The sequence below is a fragment of the Ruegeria sp. HKCCA5929 genome (assembly GCF_013034525.1).
Lineage (GTDB): Bacteria > Pseudomonadota > Alphaproteobacteria > Rhodobacterales > Rhodobacteraceae > Ruegeria.
In genome coordinates, this window is the sequence record NZ_WQGE01000006.1 from 190,670 (window position 1) to 208,611 (window position 17,942).

21 protein-coding genes are annotated in these 17,942 nt (G+C 57.8%); 11 read left to right on the forward strand and 10 right to left on the reverse strand.

Going from position 1 to position 17,942, the window contains the following annotated elements:
• Window positions 1–37: 37 nt before the first annotated feature.
• The 4 genes from lysA to argH all read right to left on the reverse strand — a co-directional run bounded on the left by lysA (window position 38) and on the right by argH (window position 3,193).
• Window positions 38–1,303 carry a diaminopimelate decarboxylase gene (lysA, locus tag GOV90_RS15565; RefSeq protein ID WP_171093708.1) on the reverse strand — a complete coding sequence of 422 codons (1,266 nt, stop codon included), beginning with the start codon at window positions 1,301–1,303 and terminating at the stop codon, window positions 38–40.
• A gap of 61 nt (window positions 1,304–1,364) precedes the next feature.
• On the reverse strand, window positions 1,365–1,520 hold the full coding sequence (locus GOV90_RS15570; protein WP_171093710.1) for a hypothetical protein: 156 nt from the start codon (window positions 1,518–1,520) through the stop codon (window positions 1,365–1,367).
• Window positions 1,521–1,607: 87 nt separating this feature from the next.
• A complete protein-coding gene (locus GOV90_RS15575) occupies window positions 1,608–1,805 on the reverse strand; it encodes an argininosuccinate lyase (protein WP_171093711.1) in 198 nt (65 codons plus the stop codon).
• The gene (argH, locus tag GOV90_RS15580; protein WP_171093713.1) at window positions 1,805–3,193 is read right to left on the reverse strand and encodes an argininosuccinate lyase; all 1,389 of its coding nucleotides are present in this window, start codon (window positions 3,191–3,193) and stop codon (window positions 1,805–1,807) included. Before argH ends, GOV90_RS15575 begins: the two co-directional genes overlap by 1 nt.
• Window positions 3,194–3,214: 21 nt before the next feature.
• Here argH and GOV90_RS15585 point away from each other — a divergent pair, with 21 nt between their 5' ends.
• The 10 genes from GOV90_RS15585 (at window position 3,215) to GOV90_RS15630 (ending at window position 11,224) form a co-directional block, all read left to right on the forward strand.
• On the forward strand, window positions 3,215–3,781 hold the full coding sequence (locus GOV90_RS15585) for a TlpA disulfide reductase family protein (RefSeq protein WP_171093715.1): 567 nt from the start codon (window positions 3,215–3,217) through the stop codon (window positions 3,779–3,781).
• Window positions 3,782–3,871: 90 nt separating this feature from the next.
• Window positions 3,872–4,201, forward strand: a complete 330-nt coding sequence (locus GOV90_RS15590) for a hypothetical protein (protein ID WP_171093717.1) — start codon at window positions 3,872–3,874, stop codon at window positions 4,199–4,201.
• Between the two features lie 59 nt (window positions 4,202–4,260).
• Window positions 4,261–4,647, forward strand: a complete 387-nt coding sequence (locus GOV90_RS15595) for a hypothetical protein (RefSeq protein ID WP_171093718.1) — start codon at window positions 4,261–4,263, stop codon at window positions 4,645–4,647.
• Window positions 4,644–5,615: a sterol desaturase family protein gene (locus GOV90_RS15600; protein ID WP_171093720.1), complete on the forward strand. Its 972-nt coding sequence runs from the start codon at window positions 4,644–4,646 to the stop codon at window positions 5,613–5,615. The genes GOV90_RS15595 and GOV90_RS15600 overlap by 4 nt, the downstream gene beginning before the upstream one ends.
• Before the next feature lie 92 nt (window positions 5,616–5,707).
• The gene (locus GOV90_RS15605; RefSeq protein ID WP_171093722.1) at window positions 5,708–5,896 is read left to right on the forward strand and encodes a hypothetical protein; all 189 of its coding nucleotides are present in this window, start codon (window positions 5,708–5,710) and stop codon (window positions 5,894–5,896) included.
• Between the two features lie 111 nt (window positions 5,897–6,007).
• Window positions 6,008–6,841: an EAL domain-containing protein gene (locus GOV90_RS15610; protein ID WP_171093724.1), complete on the forward strand. Its 834-nt coding sequence runs from the start codon at window positions 6,008–6,010 to the stop codon at window positions 6,839–6,841.
• A 188-nt stretch (window positions 6,842–7,029) separates the two neighbouring features.
• Complete coding sequence (locus GOV90_RS15615; RefSeq protein WP_171093726.1) at window positions 7,030–8,205, forward strand: acetyl-CoA C-acetyltransferase; 1,176 nt, start codon at window positions 7,030–7,032, stop codon at window positions 8,203–8,205.
• Window positions 8,206–8,392: 187 nt separating this feature from the next.
• On the forward strand, window positions 8,393–9,115 hold the full coding sequence (phbB, locus tag GOV90_RS15620; RefSeq protein ID WP_171093728.1) for an acetoacetyl-CoA reductase: 723 nt from the start codon (window positions 8,393–8,395) through the stop codon (window positions 9,113–9,115).
• A gap of 298 nt (window positions 9,116–9,413) precedes the next feature.
• The gene (locus tag GOV90_RS15625; protein ID WP_171093730.1) at window positions 9,414–10,361 is read left to right on the forward strand and encodes a transcriptional regulator GcvA; all 948 of its coding nucleotides are present in this window, start codon (window positions 9,414–9,416) and stop codon (window positions 10,359–10,361) included.
• Window positions 10,358–11,224 (forward strand): DMT family transporter, encoded by an 867-nt coding sequence (locus GOV90_RS15630; RefSeq protein ID WP_171093732.1) that lies wholly within the window; start codon window positions 10,358–10,360, stop codon window positions 11,222–11,224. Before GOV90_RS15625 ends, GOV90_RS15630 begins: the two co-directional genes overlap by 4 nt.
• Here the strand turns inward: GOV90_RS15630 and GOV90_RS15635 are convergent.
• From GOV90_RS15635 to GOV90_RS15645, 3 genes are all read right to left on the reverse strand, one after another.
• On the reverse strand, window positions 11,221–11,385 hold the full coding sequence (locus tag GOV90_RS15635) for a YdcH family protein (RefSeq protein WP_083445267.1): 165 nt from the start codon (window positions 11,383–11,385) through the stop codon (window positions 11,221–11,223). The genes GOV90_RS15630 and GOV90_RS15635 overlap by 4 nt on opposite strands.
• Before the next feature lie 131 nt (window positions 11,386–11,516).
• Complete coding sequence (locus GOV90_RS15640; protein ID WP_171093734.1) at window positions 11,517–12,281, reverse strand: tRNA1(Val) (adenine(37)-N6)-methyltransferase; 765 nt, start codon at window positions 12,279–12,281, stop codon at window positions 11,517–11,519.
• On the reverse strand, window positions 12,278–12,493 hold the full coding sequence (locus GOV90_RS15645) for a DUF2007 domain-containing protein (protein ID WP_152456800.1): 216 nt from the start codon (window positions 12,491–12,493) through the stop codon (window positions 12,278–12,280). The genes GOV90_RS15640 and GOV90_RS15645 overlap by 4 nt, the downstream gene beginning before the upstream one ends.
• A gap of 56 nt (window positions 12,494–12,549) precedes the next feature.
• Here GOV90_RS15645 and GOV90_RS15650 point away from each other — a divergent pair, with 56 nt between their 5' ends.
• A complete protein-coding gene (locus GOV90_RS15650; RefSeq protein ID WP_171093736.1) occupies window positions 12,550–13,548 on the forward strand; it encodes a polyprenyl synthetase family protein in 999 nt (332 codons plus the stop codon).
• Here GOV90_RS15650 and GOV90_RS15655 read toward each other — a convergent pair.
• The 3 genes from GOV90_RS15655 to GOV90_RS15665 all read right to left on the reverse strand — a co-directional run bounded on the left by GOV90_RS15655 (window position 13,541) and on the right by GOV90_RS15665 (window position 17,818).
• Window positions 13,541–14,362, reverse strand: a complete 822-nt coding sequence (locus GOV90_RS15655; protein ID WP_171093738.1) for a 4-(cytidine 5'-diphospho)-2-C-methyl-D-erythritol kinase — start codon at window positions 14,360–14,362, stop codon at window positions 13,541–13,543. The two genes, GOV90_RS15650 and GOV90_RS15655, sit on opposite strands and share 8 nt — an antisense overlap.
• Entirely contained in the window at window positions 14,352–16,022 is a 1,671-nt protein-coding gene (locus tag GOV90_RS15660; RefSeq protein ID WP_171093921.1) for a tetratricopeptide repeat protein, read from the reverse strand. The genes GOV90_RS15655 and GOV90_RS15660 overlap by 11 nt, the downstream gene beginning before the upstream one ends.
• A gap of 146 nt (window positions 16,023–16,168) precedes the next feature.
• Complete coding sequence (locus GOV90_RS15665; protein WP_171093740.1) at window positions 16,169–17,818, reverse strand: electron transfer flavoprotein-ubiquinone oxidoreductase; 1,650 nt, start codon at window positions 17,816–17,818, stop codon at window positions 16,169–16,171.
• Window positions 17,819–17,942 lie beyond the last annotated feature (124 nt).

A 17,942-nucleotide genomic window follows, 5' to 3' on the forward strand; every position in this document is an offset into this window, starting at 1 on the left:
GGCGGGCCTCCGGGGTTGGGCCCGCGCGGTTATCGCATCAGAGCCACGAAGGTATGGTATCGCGGTTTATGATTTCGTCAAAGCTTGGCCGTTCACGAATGACTGCAAATTGATCACCATTCACCAAAACTTCGGGGATCAGCGGGCGGGTGTTGTATTCGCTGGCCATAACCGCTCCGTACGCGCCTGCGCTGCGGAAGGCGATCAGATCCCCTGATCTCAAAGGCGGCATATTGCGCTGCTTGGCAAAGGTATCACCCGATTCGCACACGGGGCCCACGATGTCATAGGGTTGCTGCTCAACCCCAGCTGCCGGTTCCTGTACCGCAACGATGTCGTGATGCGCCTCGTACATCGCCGGGCGGATCAGATCGTTCATGGCCCCGTCCAGGATCAGGAAATCCCGACCTTCGCCAGACTTCACGTAAATCACCTTGCTGACCATCAACCCAGCATTGCCCGCGATCAGGCGGCCCGGTTCTATCTCGATCTCACAATCTAGATGTCCGAGTGTCTTCTTGATCAGTGCGCCATATTCCACCGGCAACGGCGGCGCGTCATTCGAACGGGTGTAGGGGATGCCCAACCCGCCGCCAAGATCGAGGCGGCGGATGTTGTGACCTTCAGCGCGCAACTGTTCGGTCAGTTCGGCAACCTTGGAATAGGCCAACTCGAACGGCTCAAGTTCGGTCAATTGCGAACCGATATGGACGTCGATGCCGATCACCTCCAGCCCCGGCAGGCTGGCGGCATGTGCATAGACCTCGGAGGCGCGCGCAATCGGAATGCCGAACTTGTTTTCGGACTTGCCGGTCGCGATCTTGGCGTGGGTCTTGGCATCCACGTCAGGGTTCACCCGAACAGTGATCGGCGCAACAACGCCCAGCTCTAGTGCGACCGCGTTGATCACGTCCATCTCTGGCTCGGATTCGACGTTGAACTGGCGGATTCCACCTGTCAGCGCGGTGCGAATCTCGTCCGCCGTTTTGCCAACACCCGAAAAGACGATCTTGTTGCCTGGAACGCCTGCAGCTTTGGCGCGCAAATACTCCCCGCCCGAGACCACATCCATACCTGCACCCGCTTGCGCCAGTGTCTTCAAAATGGCCTGGTTGCTGGCCGCTTTCATCGCGTAGCAAACCAGATGATCAGTGCCGTCCAGCGCATCATCAAACAGCTTGAAGTGCCGCAGCAGTGTCGCCGTCGAATAGACGTAAAAAGGGGTTCCGACCGCTGCAGCGATTTCGGAAACAGGGACATCCTCGGCGAAAAGCGCGCCGTCGCGGTAGAGAAAATGATCCATACCCGCGCGCTTAGACCAGAAGGCGACTGCGGATCAATGGATTCCGCACTCAGCGTCCTTGTTAATTTGAGGTGGAAACACCCACACGGCCGTAGCCAGAGATTGAAATACCGCTGCCAGATTGCTTGGGTTCTGCCGAAGGTTCGGGGCGTCGCGCGGATGAGGGTTCACATGCCGCCAGCGCCGCAAATGCCAAAATCAGTCCAACTGTTCTCATGTCAGTGTCTTTTCGTTGAGAGGATCGACGCGTTTTTGCACGCGCCCTAATTGGGGTATTGGGCCCGAGTGTACAATGCAAAAGGGTTCAGAACCCCAGATAAATACCCAGCGGCCCACGGCTAAGGCCAACACCCCCTGCAACATAAGTCCCGCTGGTACCGACCCCAATCGTCGCGCTGGCCGTTGGTTGAACTGCTGTGGGCTGCGACGGCTCACCATCGGCCCCGCATCCGGCCAGTATCAGGCCGGATACCACGATCGCCACCACACGAACAGCTGTCATCACACCATCGCCTTCCATCGTTCGATCTGGGCACGCACCTGATCGGGGGCCGTGCCGCCGTAAGACTGGCGCGAGTTTACCGAGTTTTGCACGGTAAGAACAGAATAGACGTCATCGGTGATTTCCGCGTGAACCGATTGCATGTCCTCCAGCGTCAGGTCAGGCAGATCGCAGCCTTTGCTTTCGGCCATGGCCACCAGCGACCCGGTTACACGGTGCGCATCTCGGAACGGCAGGCCCAGAACCCTTACCAGCCAGTCGGCCAAATCGGTCGCAGTCGAGAATCCAGACCCGGCAGCAGCAGCCAGGCTATCTTGATTGGCGGTCATATCCTTGACCATGCCCTCCATCGCCGCCAGAGCCAGCATCCAATTGTCCGCAGCGTCAAAGACCTGTTCTTTGTCTTCCTGCATGTCCTTGGAATAGGCCAGCGGTAGGCCCTTCATCACCATCATCAGCGCGGTGCTGGCCCCATAGATACGCCCCACCTTGGCGCGGATCAGCTCGGCCGCGTCGGGGTTCTTCTTCTGCGGCATGATCGATGAGCCGGTCGAGAAGCGGTCGGACAGTGTCACAAAACGGAATTGGGCCGAGGACCAGATCACAAGTTCCTCGGCAAAACGAGACAGGTGGACGGCGCAGATCGACGCGGTCGACAAGAACTCCAACGCGAAATCCCGGTCGCTGACAGCATCCAACGAGTTTGCGGCAGGGCGGTCGAAGCCCAGCGCTTCGGCCGTCATGTGGCGGTCAATTGGGAACGACGTTCCGGCCAGTGCCGCAGCACCCAGCGGAGATTCATTCATGCGCGCACGGGCGTCGCGAACGCGGGACAGGTCCCGGCCAAACATTTCGACATAGGCCATCATATGGTGGCCCCATGTTACCGGCTGCGCGGTTTGCAGGTGCGTGAAACCGGGCATCACCCAATCGGCCCCGGCCTGGGCCTGCGCCAAAAGCGCGCGGATCAGGGCCAAAAGGCCCGATTCCGCCGCGTCCAACTGATCCCGCACCCAAAGTTTGAAATCGGTCGCCACCTGATCATTGCGCGAACGACCCGTGTGCAAACGGCCAGCGGGCTCGCCAATTACCTCTTTCAGGCGTGCCTCGACATTCATGTGAATGTCTTCCAGCGCCGTCGAAAACTGAAATTCCCCGTTCTGGATTTCTGACAAAACGGTGAGCAGCCCTTCCCGAATAGCCTCGGCGTCACTATCACTTATGACGCCTGTGGCAGCCAGCATGGCGGCATGGGCGCGCGAGCCTGCGATGTCCTGGGCTGCCATCCGCTGATCGAACCCGATCGAGGCATTGATTGCCTCCATGATCGCGTCTGGACCGGCGGCAAAGCGGCCGCCCCACATCTGGTTCGAGGATTGATCGGTCATGTAAGAAAACCCGGAGTTGATATGCGCCTATTTCGTCTGATCCCCCTTTATATGGCCCTTGCGCTGGGTGCAAACGCCGCTTTAGCGACCGATGCGGAAACGCTTGCCCCCCTGCGGGAAAACAGCCTGAAACGCCTGATCCTGCACAAGGAACCGAAACCCGCCAAATCCATCGAATTCCAGTTGGAAGATGATGGCGGTGTCGGTACGCTTGCGGACTACGAGGGCAAGTATGTGCTGCTGAACTTCTGGGCCACATGGTGCGCGCCGTGCCGCAAGGAAATGCCTCAGATCGCGGAGCTTCAGGAAGAGTTCGGAGGCGACAAGTTTCAGGTCCTGACACTGGCCACCGGTCGCAACTCTCCTGCCGGGATCACCAAGTTCTTTGAAGAAAATGGCATCGAAAACCTCCCGCGTCATCAGGACCCAAGCTCGGCTGCTGCACGGGAATTCGGCGTGATCGCGCTGCCCATTACAGTCATCCTGGACCCTGAAGGTCAGGAAATTGCCCGCCTGATTGGCGATGCTGAATGGAATTCGGACAGCGCCAAAGCAATTATTTCGACGCTTGTGGAAGCCAATAGCTGACGCCTGCGCAGCTTTCCCCTGTTTGTGCTACACTTAAACCGGCCCAAATGGGTCGGTTTTCGTTTGTAACCTTGTGGGAAGGAGGCTGCGATGAAACCGGTGGTTCTTTTGATTGGGAAGCTGCCAAACGTGATCGGCGATGAGGCCAGACAACTGGATCACTTGCCGATTCAATGGCTGGGCGCGCATGATACCGACGAAGTTCGAAAGCAGTTGGATGCCGAACCTCGGATCACCTGCGCCATTTTGGGGGCAGGTCTGGATGACACGATTCGCGGAGAGATGGTTGGCATCATTGCCGCCCGTCGTCCGGATATATGCATTCACCTTAAGGATCGGGCATCAGGCCCTGATGGGCTGGTGCCCTTTGTCCAACGTGTTGTTCAGTACGAAGTTCTGGAACGTCTGGAACGTACCTGACGCAACGCCACCTTTGACAGCCCCAACGCGTCTTTGCAGGGTGTCCGCAGGAGGATGGGATGCCGTTGGAAATACTATTGGTTCTGGTGGTCGGAGGAATCGCCGGAATCACATTGCTTTTGCATCTGACGGGCCGTTCAGAGCCTTTTGTGCTGACACCCGAAACCGCACGCGCGCAATGGCTGCGGCATGCACCGGACGACACCATCATTGATGTTACGATCTCGAATGACCGCCACGCGGCACTGGTGCGTACCGAAACCGGCGCAGGGCTGCTGTGGTCCTTCGGTGCCGACACTGTGGCCCGGCACTTGCTGGATTTCGATTGGATCGAACACCCCGAAGGCTTTGAAATCCAGTTTCACGACTTCGGCACCCCCGGCACTCTTATCCACCTGGACGAAATAGAGCGCGCCCACTGGCGTCACCTGATGGAGCCCGAATGACCGACCAGATCAGTTTCCCCGATGCCGTTCAGTGGGCGGTTCCCTTTTTTGTGGCCGCGATTTTGGCGGAATTCTTGTGGATCGCCGTCAAAGGCAAAGGCGGGAGATACGAAACGCGTGATGCAGTAACCTCGCTCATCATGGGCGCAGGTAATATCGCGTCCGGGTTTCTGCTGGGCTTCATTGCCTATGGCTTTTTCATGTGGCTGTGGCAGATCACACCGCTGGATCTCGGCACGTCGATCCCGGTGATCATTCTGTGCTTTGTGCTGGACGATTTCCGCTACTACTGGGTGCACCGTTTTGGCCACCGCATCCGCTGGGTTTGGGCAAACCACGTCAATCACCACAGCTCACAGCATTACAACCTGACCACCGCTTTGCGGCAGCCGTGGACTTATACTTTCACGCTGATGATGGTCGTGCGCGCACCATTGATCCTGATCGGGTTCCATCCGGCCATGGTCCTGTTTGTCGGTGGATTGAACCTGATCTATCAGTTCTGGATTCACACCGAGGCCATCGGAAAGATGCCCCGCTGGTTCGAAGCCATTATGAACACGCCCAGCCATCACCGCGCGCATCACGGCCGGAATGCGCGCTATCTGGATTGCAATTATGCAGGCGTCTTCATCATCTGGGACAAGATGTTCGGAACCTTTGTCCCAGAGCAGGAAAACGACCGTGTCGATTTCGGACTTGTTCACAATATCGGCACATTCAACCCGTTGCGCGTCGCCTTTCACGAATGGGTCGGCATCTGGCGTGACGCGACCCAGCCCGGTCTGACACTACGTCAACGGCTTGGGTATTGCTTTGCCCCGCCGGGATACAGCCACGATGGCAGCCGCGACAGCTCGGAACAGATCAAAGCCAAACACCTGGTCCGCCATCCGGAAGATAGCGGAACGCCCGGGTTTGAGCGTTTCGACGAAAAACTGCCCACTGGACAGGCAGAGCGGGTCTGACACCAGCGAGCGCACACCCTTCGCTCTTGAAATTCAGGCTTTGGGGGCCATATCGACACTCATCTGTAGTCAAAGAGTGAACGAGGGTCGGCATGAACCGTTTGGCAGTCATTTCAACCTATGTCGGTTTGTCCGGCCTTTTGCTCGCGATGATTACAGCGTTGAACAGCACTGCACCGGCATGGATCGCCTTGGGCTTTGCTTTGATGGTTACAGGCGTAGTAGGAGCGGTGCTGAGCGCAGCGTCGTCCCTTGCCCGCGCATGGAGCGTCTCTCGATAAATCCTGAATCTGCTGGCTCCTTAACCGCAGATTCATCTGTTTACCCCGAAACTGTGTCGAAACACCTGCCCCGGACATACCGTCTGTCACGGGCTGATGGGAATCGGCGCTATGGGAAACAAGAAACAACTTAATGTGCCCGATGGGTCAGAAAGCCCTCTGAACGCTGCGGTGTCGACTCGCGATCGTTCTATTGTGCAGATGGCAACCGAAGCGGTGAAGCACAAACAGTGCAAGCTGGCATTTCAACCGGTCGTGCAGGCAAACGCCCCCAATAGTGTTGCGTTTTATGAAGGGTTCATTCGTGTGCTGGACGAAACAGGGCGGGTTATTCCCGCCCGAGAGTTCATGCCGCAACTCGAAAACACCCCGATTGGCCGGGATCTGGATTGCGTTGCGCTGGAATTTGGGTTGCGCACACTGGTGAGAAACCCCGGGATTAGGCTTTCGATCAATATGTCCGCCCGCTCGATCGGGTATTCTAGGTGGTCGGCGACCCTGGATCGGTTCTTAAAGCGTGACGCCGCACTGGGCGAGCGGCTAATCCTAGAAATTTCGGAAAGTTCAGCCATGCAAGTGCCGGAACTGGTCATCGATTTCATGGACCGCTTGCAGGATCGCGGCATTGCCTTTGCATTGGACGATTTCGGTGCCAGTAATTTTTGCTTTCGCCATTTTCGCGAGTTCTTGTTCGATGCCGCCAAGATTGATGGGCAGTTTGTCAGGGGGATCAGCAACAACCCCGACAATCAGACACTGGTGCGCGCTCTGATCGCTGTCGCCCGTGAATTTGAAATTCTGATCACCGCCGAATCGGTTGAAACACAAGACGACGCCGCGTTTTTGTCGTCCAGCGGCGTGGATTGCCTGCAAGGCTACCTGTTTGGCGCGCCAAGTGTCGCTGCCCCCTGGAAACAGGAAAGCGTTTCAAAAACAGGAAGTTGACCTTGGGTCAGTCGGCAAAAATCGTGCATTTTCAACGCTGAGACAAGCTGTCCGTTGCTGCAAGTGCAGCATTACGCTATTGCATGAGTACTTGAGCGGGGAACACGGGGCGCTCTTGTTTCGGGGGGCTCCTCTCGACCTGCGCCGTCAGAACTTCCGCTGGCCCATGACGGTAAAGGACTGATCATATGACCAACGTAGTAATCGCATCCGCCGCACGTACAGGTGTCGGCAGCTTCAGTGGTTCGTTTGCGAACACCCCAGCACATGATCTGGGCGCCGCCGTCCTGGAAGCTGTTGTCGAACGTGCCGGCGTGGACAAAGGCGAGGTTAGCGAAACCATCATGGGTCAGGTTCTGACAGCCGCCCAAGGACAGAACCCTGCACGCCAGGCGCACATCAATGCCGGTTTGCCGCAGGAAAGCGCAGCCTGGGGCATCAACCAAGTGTGTGGATCGGGTCTGCGCGCTGTCGCGCTGGGTGCCCAGCACATCCAGCTGGGTGACGCCGAGATCGTTGCCGCAGGTGGCCAGGAAAACATGACCCTTTCGCCCCACGCCGCCGCTTTGCGTGCAGGCCACAAGATGGGTGACATGAAGTACATCGACACCATGATCCGCGACGGTCTGTGGGATGCCTTCAACGGCTATCACATGGGTCAAACGGCCGAGAACGTTGCCGAAAAATGGCAGATCAGCCGCGACATGCAGGATGAATTTGCTGTTGCTTCACAGAACAAGGCCGAAGCCGCCCAGAAGGCAGGCAAGTTCGCGGATGAGATCGTGCCCTTCACCATCAAAACCCGCAAGGGCGACATCGTGATGGACAAGGACGAATACATCCGCCACGGCGCAACCATGGAAGCCATGGCCAAACTGCGCCCGGCCTTCACCAAGGATGGTTCGGTCACTGCGGCGAACGCTTCCGGCCTGAATGACGGTGCGGCGGCGACCCTGCTGATGTCCGCTGAAAATGCCGAGAAACGCGGGATCGAGCCTTTGGCCCGCATTGCGTCCTACGCAACTGCCGGTCTGGACCCGTCGATCATGGGTGTGGGTCCGATCTACGCCTCGCGCAAGGCGCTGGAAAAGGCAGGCTGGTCGGTTGACGATCTGGATCTGGTTGAGGCCAACGAAGCCTTTGCTGCGCAAGCCTGCGCCGTGAACAAGGACATGGGCTGGGATCCGTCGATCGTAAACGTCAACGGCGGCGCTATCGCCATTGGCCACCCGATCGGCGCGTCGGGCTGCCGTGTCCTGAACACGCTTCTGTTCGAAATGAAGCGCAGGGATGCCAAGAAGGGTCTGGCGACCCTCTGCATCGGTGGCGGCATGGGTGTCGCGCTATGTGTGGAGCGCGACTAAGTGCACTGAAACCTAAATATCAAAGGGCGTCCGTCGGACGCCCTTTTTTGTTACAAAAGGCTCATACCCCTTGGATGCGACGATATTGCCACCCGAAAAAATCAGATCCACGACGAAACAATATTGCGCGCGATCACCTCTCAGAGTAACAGCATTACCAAGACGACTAAAATTGAAGGAGTCATAAATGGCACGTACAGCACTCGTCACCGGCGGTTCCCGCGGCATTGGCGCAGCAATTTCCAAGGCGCTCAAAGCCGAAGGATACAATGTTGCCGCCACCTATGCAGGCAATGACGAAGCCGCCGCGAAATTCACCGAAGAAACCGGTATCAAGACCTATAAGTGGAACGTCGCCGACTATGACGAATCCAAAGCTGGCATCGAAAAAGTCGAAGCCGAGGTTGGCCCCATCGACATCGTTGTCGCCAACGCGGGTATCACGCGTGACGCGCCGTTCCACAAAATGACACCCGATCAGTGGAAAGACGTGATCGACACCAACCTGACCGGTGTGTTCAACACCGTACACCCCGTCTGGCCTGGCATGCGCGAGCGTAAGTTCGGTCGCGTGATCGTCATCAGCTCGATCAACGGTCAGAAAGGTCAGTTTGCTCAGGTGAACTATGCCGCGACCAAAGCTGGAGACCTGGGCATCGTAAAGTCCCTGGCGCAGGAAGGTGCGCGCGCGGGTATCACAGCCAACGCGATCTGCCCCGGCTACATCGCAACTGAAATGGTCATGGCCGTACCGGAAAAGGTCCGCGAATCCATCATCGGCCAGATCCCGGCAGGTCGTTTGGGTGAGCCCGAAGAAATCGCACGCTGTGTGGCGTTCCTGGCCTCGGACGATTCCCAATTCATCAATGGCTCGACCATCTCGGCCAACGGTGCGCAGTTCTTCGTCTGATCCATTTATCAGAAGAAAAAACGGGCCGGTCCTTTTGGACCGGCCCTTTTTTATCCCGTAAGATCACGCGCGCTGCGATCAGCGGGAACCGAAAATACGTTTCCAAAACTGCCAAACCACACGGCTGCGTTCTTGGTGGGCGCGCAGGATCGCCATCTGGGCGGCGGGATTTGTCGTCATCTCGATCATGGCTGTCTCCTATTCAAATCAGTTTTGTTTGACCTGAGATGAATATGAGGGTTACGTGGTAAAGCTACAAACGAGCTTTCTTGGGTGTTCAGTTAAGATTTACTTCACTATGAGCGACTATCTTCCCCCGCTTACCGCGCTCCGTGCGTTTGACGCCGCGGCCCGGCATATGTCTTTCGCAAAAGCCGCGGCGGAGCTGCATGTGACGCCAGCGGCCCTGTCCTTTCAGATCAAGTCGCTTGAGGAACATCTGGGCCGACCGTTGTTTCGCCGCCTGAATCGGGCCGTAGAGCTGACAGAGGCCGGGCGCGCTCTGGCACCCGGTGCTGCCGAAGGCTTTGCTACATTGCAAGCCGCGTGGCGCGCCGTGCGCAGGCAGGAAGATGACACCAGCCTGACTGTGACCGCCGGTCCCGCACTAACAGCCAAATGGCTGGCACCGCGGCTTTACGAGTTTGCCCGCGCACACCCTGAGATCGATCTGAAGTTCTCGGCTACTCTGCGCAATATGGACCTTGAGCGGGACGATGTGGATGTCGCCATCCGCTTTGGCAATTCCGCGGACGAAGGGCTGTATTCCGTCCCTGTGCGAAAGGAATGGCTAACCCCGGTCATGACACCGGAACTGGCAGAACAATTCGCCACTCCGGAAAGCCTACGGCACGCCCCGTTGATCCATGACGATTCGATCAATTTCCTGACCCCGCCCTGCGACTGGCCTGCTTGGTTCCGTGCAGTAGGGATCGATTTCACCCCGACCCATGGCGCGCATTTTTCGAATGCCGATCACGCGATTGATGCCGCCGTCGCAGGAGTTGGTGTGGCGCTTGGACGACGCGCCATGATTCTCAAGGACTTGACCGAAAGCCGTTTGGTCGCGCCGTTCAAAGTGGCTTTGGAAACACAGGGGCGGTTCCGGTTTCTTTGCCTTCCAGGGGCCGAGAAGAAACCTCAGATCGCGGCGTTTCGCGATTGGTTTCTGACCGAGATTGAAAAAACCGCGCATATATCGGATGAGTTCAAGATCATACCGATTGAAGAGGTTTCCAACCGATGACCAAAATGCGCGCAACGGCCATCGGTTTTGTGGCCGTCTTGCTGTGGGCTTTGCTGGCTTTGTTCACGGTCGGCTCTGCTCCCACGCCGCCCTTATTGCTGAACACAATTTGCTTTACGATTGGTGGCACGCTTGGATTGATCTGGGCCGCTGCCACGGGCGGGTTGAGCAGTTTGAAACGCGTTCCCTGGACCACCTACTTGTTTGGAGCCTTGGGTTTGTTCGGGTATCACGCCCTTTACTTCTCCGCCCTGCGCATGGCCCCAGCCGCCGAGGCTGGGCTGATCGCCTATCTCTGGCCTTTGCTCATCGTGCTCATGTCGGGATTGCTGCCGGGCGAACATCTACGTGTTGGGCATATGATTGGTGCCTGTCTTGGATTTGCAGGGGCCGCCGTAATTATCGGAGGTGGCGGCGGCGCAGGCTTTCAAGCCCAACACTTGCCCGGATATGCATTGGCCCTGCTCTGCGCTCTGACATGGTCAGGCTATTCCGTTCTGTCTCGTAAGCTGGGCGACACGCCCACCAGTTCGGTCGCAGTGTTTTGCCTAGCAGCCGCACTGGCATCTGGCCTGCTGCATGTGGCTTTGGAAGACACAGTGTTTCCGGTCACGCCCCTTGGCTGGGCCTCGGTTCTGGCGCTTGGCCTTGGGCCTGTCGGGCTTGCATTCTATGTGTGGGACATCGGGGTCAAGCAAGGCGACATTCAAATGCTGGGAACCTCGTCTTACGCGGCCCCTTTGTTGTCAACGCTGGCTTTGGTTGTGGCCGGGATCGCCGCCCCATCCTGGGGGCTTGCGATCGCGGCCTTGTTGATCACCGGCGGGGCCCTGATCGCGGCCCGCGCCAGCCTGAAATCTTAGGCAGACAGGCGTTCGATCTCTTCCTTCAGTTTAAGCTTTTGTTTCTTCAACTGAGCAATATGGAGATCATCAATGCCCGGCGAGCGTTGGGCTTGTTCCACTTCGAGACCGAGAGATTCGTGCTTTTTCTTCAGTTCCGTCAGATGTGCGCTCACGCTCATTGCGATCCTCCTTGTTTACGTGTCTGTAGTTCACGTAAGAAGTTGAGCACATCGTTTCCACCCTGTCACGCCGCACAAGCACAGAATCTGTAATAAATCCGACAAAATCGGCTGGTCATTGCCGATTGACGTCAGAACCGGGGCAATGGGGCGGCTTGCCGAAGCACCGCAGAAACCTGCTCGGTATAGCTTTCACCATCCGTTTCATGGCGTTCACCCTTGTGCAGAATCAAAGGTGCGTGGAGGCGAAATGCCGCACGACCGCCTTTGCGCGCCCGTAAAATCACCAGTTCGGCCTCACGACCTGTACGCGCACAAAGGGGCAACACTTCAACCGACCCCAGCCCGCCCGTGCAGGCCACTATCATATCCGGCAGGCGATCTGCCTTTTGGATCATATGCAGATACCCTTGCGGAGCCAGACGTTTGGCCGCCACTGAAATCCAGTCCTGCAAAGGTGTGTCTTCTCCCAACGCGATGCTGCGGCCGGTGTCGTTGGCGCGACTATGTGCTCCGGCCCGGTAATAGGGGGGATTGGCAATGACGTGATCGAACTGACGCTGCCGAATGGCTGTTGGCAAAGCTGTCAGGTCTGCCTCGACCAAATCCAGATCTACACCGTTCATTTCTGCGTTCCGACGCGCCAAATCTGCATAGGCGGGCTGTAACTCGACCCCGGTCAGCTTAAGACCCGGCACCCGAGCGGACAGGCACAGAATAGCGGCCCCCGCGCCACAGCCCAGCTCTAACACCGACTGGCCGGTCCGGGCAGGCACTGACGCGGCCAGAAAAACGGGGTCTACACCAGCGCGATAACCGGCTTCGGGTTGCAGCAGTCGAACCCGGCCACCCAGGAAATCGTTACGGGTCAGTTCTTTGTCTTCAAAGCGGGTCATCGGCCCAGCGGAATCTCGTTATCGCGCATCACACGTTCGGCGCGAGTCAGATCTTCGGACCGCACCATCAGGCGGCGCGGAAAGATTCCGATACCACCTTCGAGGATGCTCATATTTACGTCCATCTGAAAGCAGTCTATATCCTCGCCTTCAAGAAGAGCGGATGCAAAGGCCAGGATTGTCGGATCGGTACTGCGCAATAGTTCTTTCATGGGGATGGATGTAAGGGCAAGGCGAGGCGGAAGTCGAGCCTTGTATCAGGAGTGTGATGACCGTCGACATGATTTCAAAACCGCATGAGCGCCTCGCCGAATTGTTGGCGGGCGAGATGGAGGCCGTAAACGGCCTGATCCGCACGCGGATGGCGTCGGACCATGCGCCACGAATCCCAGAGGTGACGCAACATCTTGTGGAAGCGGGCGGAAAGCGACTGCGTCCGATGCTGACATTGGCGGCGGCGCGCTTTTTTGGGTATACCGGTGATCACCATGTGCGGCTTGCGGCCACGGTCGAATTTATCCATACCGCGACGCTGCTGCATGACGATGTGGTAGACGAAAGCGCCCAACGGCGCGGTCGTCCCACTGCAAATTTGCTGTGGGACAACAAATCCAGCGTTCTGGTCGGCGATTACCTGTTTTCACGCAGCTTCCAGCTGATGGTCGAAACCGGCTCGCTGCGGGTGCTGGACATTCTGGCCAACGCCTCGGCCACGATTGCCGAAGGCGAAGTGCTGCAGATGACAGCAGCTACCGATCTGCGTACGGATGAGAGCGTCTATCTGCAGGTTGTGCGCGGCAAAACAGCCGCCCTGTTTTCCGCCGCTACTGAGGTCGGTGGCGTGATCGCTGGCGCTTCGGAAGAACAGGTCAAAGCTCTGTTCGACTATGGCGACTCGTTGGGCATTGCATTCCAGATTGCAGACGACCTGCTGGACTATCAGGGCGACAGCAAAGCAACCGGAAAGAACGTTGGCGATGATTTCCGCGAACGCAAACTGACACTTCCGGTGATCAAAGCCGTGGCCCAAGCGACACCGGACGAGCGCGCATTCTGGGAGCGTACGATTGAAAAAGGCCGTCAACAGGAGGGCGATCTGGATCATGCGCTGCGTTTGATGGGCAAATACGCTACGCTGGAAGAGACCCGGCAAGACGCCTTGGGTTGGGCGAACAAGGCCAAGGCGTCGCTGGATGTGTTGCCGGATCACGAAATTCGCAGCCTGCTGCGTGAACTGGCAGACTACGTGGTCTCGCGACTCAATTAAGCTGAGTGGCGCGGCACCACCAATCAGGATGCGCTGCGCCGATCTCATAGGCTGCGAAATGCGCGTCTTTCATCGTCGGATACAGCGCAAAGCAGGTTGACCCTGACCCCGACATACGCGCGATGAGGGCGCGATTTGTCGTTTGCAGTGTGTCCAGAACCTGTTCAATCTCGTGCGCAGCGCCCATGGCTGGTACTTCCAAGTCGTTACGCTGATCACTTAGCCACAAGGCGCAGTCGGTGGCGTTTTTAAACTCAGGGATATGCTCAGGCATCCGCGGATTGTCTCTGCTGGCCAGTGCCTTGAAAACGGCCCCCGTTGGCACATGCACATTCGGGTTGACCAACAAAGCGGGCAAGTGCGGAAGGTTTACAGCACCCAGTTGATCACCAATGCCCTGCATTCTGATCGCTCGGCCTTCCTGACAGACGGGCACATCTGCCCCAAGTGACAGGGGCAGATCCGGCGGAGCGTCATAACCCTGCCCAGCCAAAGCCCCAAGCGTGGCCGCAGCATCTGACGAGCCGCCCCCAATGCCCGCTCCGTGGGGCAAGGACTTGCTGAGATCGATATGCCCGGTCCAACCCACACCTTCGGCAGCTTTCCACACCAGATTGCGGCTGTCCGCAGGGACGCCATCGGCAAACTCGCCGCGCACATCCATGGACAATGCAGGGCCGGGTTTGAACGTCAGTTGATCGCCCAAATCAGCAAAAACCACCAATGAATCCAACAGGTGATAGCCATCTGTCCGGAGGCCGGTCACATGTAGAGTCAGGTTAATCTTAGCTGGCGCAAACGCCTTAATTTCCATTAGCGACCTTCAAAGGCTCTGCACCTTCTTCGGCCAAAACGGCATCCAGCCCAACTTCGATCTTGCGGCGAATGCGCTCTGGGTCTGCTTCGCCATCCGTATCTTCGGGATCAATGAAGGACAGCGCCCGTTTCCACTGGAATTCAGCCTCGCGCGCACGGCCTACGGCCCAGTAGACATCGCCAAGATGGTCGTTCACCACCGGATCGACAGGCATCAGCTCAACGGCGCGCTCCATCTGCTCAACCGCTTCGTCATAGCGACCCAGACGGAACAGGACCCAGCCCAAGCTGTCGACGATGTAGCCGCTGTCCGGGCGGGCCGCGACGGCGCGCTGGATCATGTCCAGTGCCTCGTCCAGCTTCTCTTTACGCTCGACAAGCGAATAGCCCAGATAGTTCAGAACCTGCGGCTGATCAGGGTTCAGCTCAAGTGCGCGTCGGAAGTCAGCTTCGGCCTGATCCCACTGCTTCAGCCGCTCATGGCTGATGCCACGGGCATAGTGCAAGAACCAGTTGCCGCCTGCTGCGTTGTCCGTCAGCCCGATTGCCGTGTCATATGACGTCACTGCCGCCTGATAGTTTTCCTGACGTCGCTGCAGATCGGCCAAAGCCACGTGCACACCCGGAAGGTCAGGGTCTTGTGCTGCAAGGTTTTGCAACACCTCAACGGCGGCATCGGTTTTGCCTGAGCGGTCCAGTACTTCGGCCCGGCCCAGTTCGGCCGCGTGATGATCGTTGCTGTCTGCTGGAACCATACGATAGGCCGCAACCGCCAGATCATATTGCTCCAGTTGATCCAGAAGATCGGCGCTCAACAGAATGGCATCCACGTGGTCAGGGCGTAGAAAACTGGCCAATCGTGTATAGAGCAGAACGTAGTCCGGCGACGCCTCAGAGTTCAGCGCGGCACCAACGGTAAAGAAAATCTCGGCCATGCCATCCCGCGCCGAGCGGGCATGGGTGAAGGGGAGTGTTTCACCCGCCTCCAGCTGGCTGGTGTAGGTTTCGATGGTCGGGTCGCTACCAGCAACAAATACGTCCTCAAGAAACTGAAGGGCGTCTTCGTTCTGATCCAGCTGGGACAGCACTTCGGCTCGCGCCAAAGCCGCCCGACGCGTAAAACGCGCCACCGCACCGTCATTGTCTGCAAAGATGGCCTCGGCCCCTTCAAAATCGCCGATCGAGGCCAATGCCATGGCCTTGTGATACAACGCAAACTCTTTCAGGCCGTCTTGCGTGGCCACAGTATCGAACTGCTGCATCGCCTTGGTCATTTCACCCTGGCCCAAATGGGCCCAGGCGACCATCAACCCGTCCACCAGCGGTCCGACGCCCTGAGTTTCCGGATTGCGCGTTAAAAGGACGTCATACTTGCCATCTGCAACCAAATTGGCCGCAATCGCCATGCGCGCGGCCTGGCTGGGCAGGTTCGCTTCTTCGATCTGCTCAGCAACAGGTAAGGCACGTTCAATCTCGCCAAGCGCAAGGCGTGCCACCACAACGCTTTCCAAAAGCAACGGGTTCTGTGAATCGAACTTCAGCGCCTGTGCATAGTACCGCTCGGCAGCGGTATAATCACTTTCGTAAATTGCCTGCCGCCCGGCCAGATACGACCCTGCGCCCGAGTCTGAGAATGCCGGGACTGCGACCGACGACATGAGCAGCACGGACAGAGCCGCGCGACGAACCAGGGAAACCACCGAAATCCTGCCTTGCTATCGTTGACTGACAAACAAGCTAGGGCTTTGGCTGGCAAGAGGCAATGGCAGAGCCTTCACGACCCTGCCAGTGCCCAGTTTTTTGCTTACATGTTGGGATAGTTCGGACCGTCCCCACCCTGCGGCGTAGTCCAAGTGATGTTTTGGCTTGGGTCCTTGATGTCGCAGGTTTTGCAGTGCACGCAGTTTTGGAAGTTGATGACGAATCGCGGGCCCGCCGTTTCATCCTCGACCACCTCGTAAACGCCAGCCGGGCAATAGCGCTGCGCTGGTTCGTCAAACTTGGGCAGGTTGACCTTGACCGGCACTTCGGGGTCGGCCAGGCGCAGGTGGCAGGGCTGGCTTTCCTCGTGATTGGTCGCCGCGAAAGACACGTTGGTCAAGCGATCAAATGACAGCACACCGTCGGGCTTCGGGTAGTCGATGGGCTGGTGCTTGCTTGCATCTTCGGTCGAGTCTGCATCGTTCTTGCCGTGTCCGACCGTCCCGAACAGCGAGAAGCCCAGCGTGTTGGTCCACATGTCCAGACCGCCCAGCATCAGTGATGCGGTCAGACCCCATTTCGACCAGATCGGTTTTACGTTGCGGACCTTCTTCAAGTCGCTGCCAATGGGACCATCGCGCACTTCGGTCTCGTATGCGGCCAGCTCATCACCCGAACGCTCGGCCTTGATGGCGTCGAACGCGGCCTCTGCCGCAGCCTTACCTGACAGCATCGCGTTATGGTTGCCCTTGATGCGCGGCACGTTGACCATGCCCGCCGAGCAACCCAGAAGCGCCACACCCGGTGCCACCAGCTTAGGCATCGACTGATAGCCGCCCTCGGTGATCGCACGCGCACCATAGGCCACGCGCTTGCCGCCTTTCAGCAGGTCGGCCACCATTGGATGGTGCTTGAAGCGCTGGAATTCCATGTAGGGATACAGGTGCGGGTTCTTGTAGTTCAGGTGAACCACGAAACCGACATAGACCTGATTGTTTTCAAGATGATAGATGAACGACCCACCACCCGCGTTGCTGCCCAGCGGCCAACCCATTGTGTGCGTGACCGAACCTTCTTTGTGCTTGGCCGGGTCGATCTCCCAGATCTCTTTCATGCCAACGCCGTATTTCTGCACTTCTTTGCCAGCTTGCAGGTCGTATTTGGCGATAACTTCTTTGGACAGCGAGCCGCGCACGCCTTCCGACAGGAAGACATATTTACCATGCAGCTCCATGCCCGGCTCAGTGTTAGGCCCGTACGAGCCGTCAGCTTCCAGGCCAAAGACACCGGCGACAACGCCTTTGACTTCGCCATTTTCGCCATAGACCAGTTCAGAACACGCCATGCCCGGGAAAATCTCAACGCCAAGCTCTTCTGCCTGTTCCGCCATCCAGCGGCAGACATTGCCCATCGAGACAATGTAGTTGCCGTGGTTGTTCATCAGCGGCGGCATCGGGAAGTTGGGGATACGCAGCTTGCCAGCTTCGCCCAGCATGTAGAAGTTATCTTCGTGCACAGGCACGTTCAGCGGTGCGCCCTTTTCTTTCCAATTAGGGATCAGCGCGTCCAGACCGCAGGGGTCAAGCACCGCACCAGACAGGATATGCGCGCCAACTTCCGAGCCTTTTTCCAGAACCACGACGTTCAGGTCGGCATCCAGCTGTTTCAGACGGATGGCCGCCGACAGGCCCGCGGGGCCTGCACCCACGATCACCACGTCGTATTCCATCGCTTCGCGTTCAATCTCGGCCATCGCGGGCTCCTTAGCTAACTTTCCGAATTGGCGCTTTCTACATGCGGTCGGCGCAATTTTGTTTCACGGCTGATTACATGGTTGCAAAGACCTTGGTCAATCGAAACACGGCGTAACAATGCCG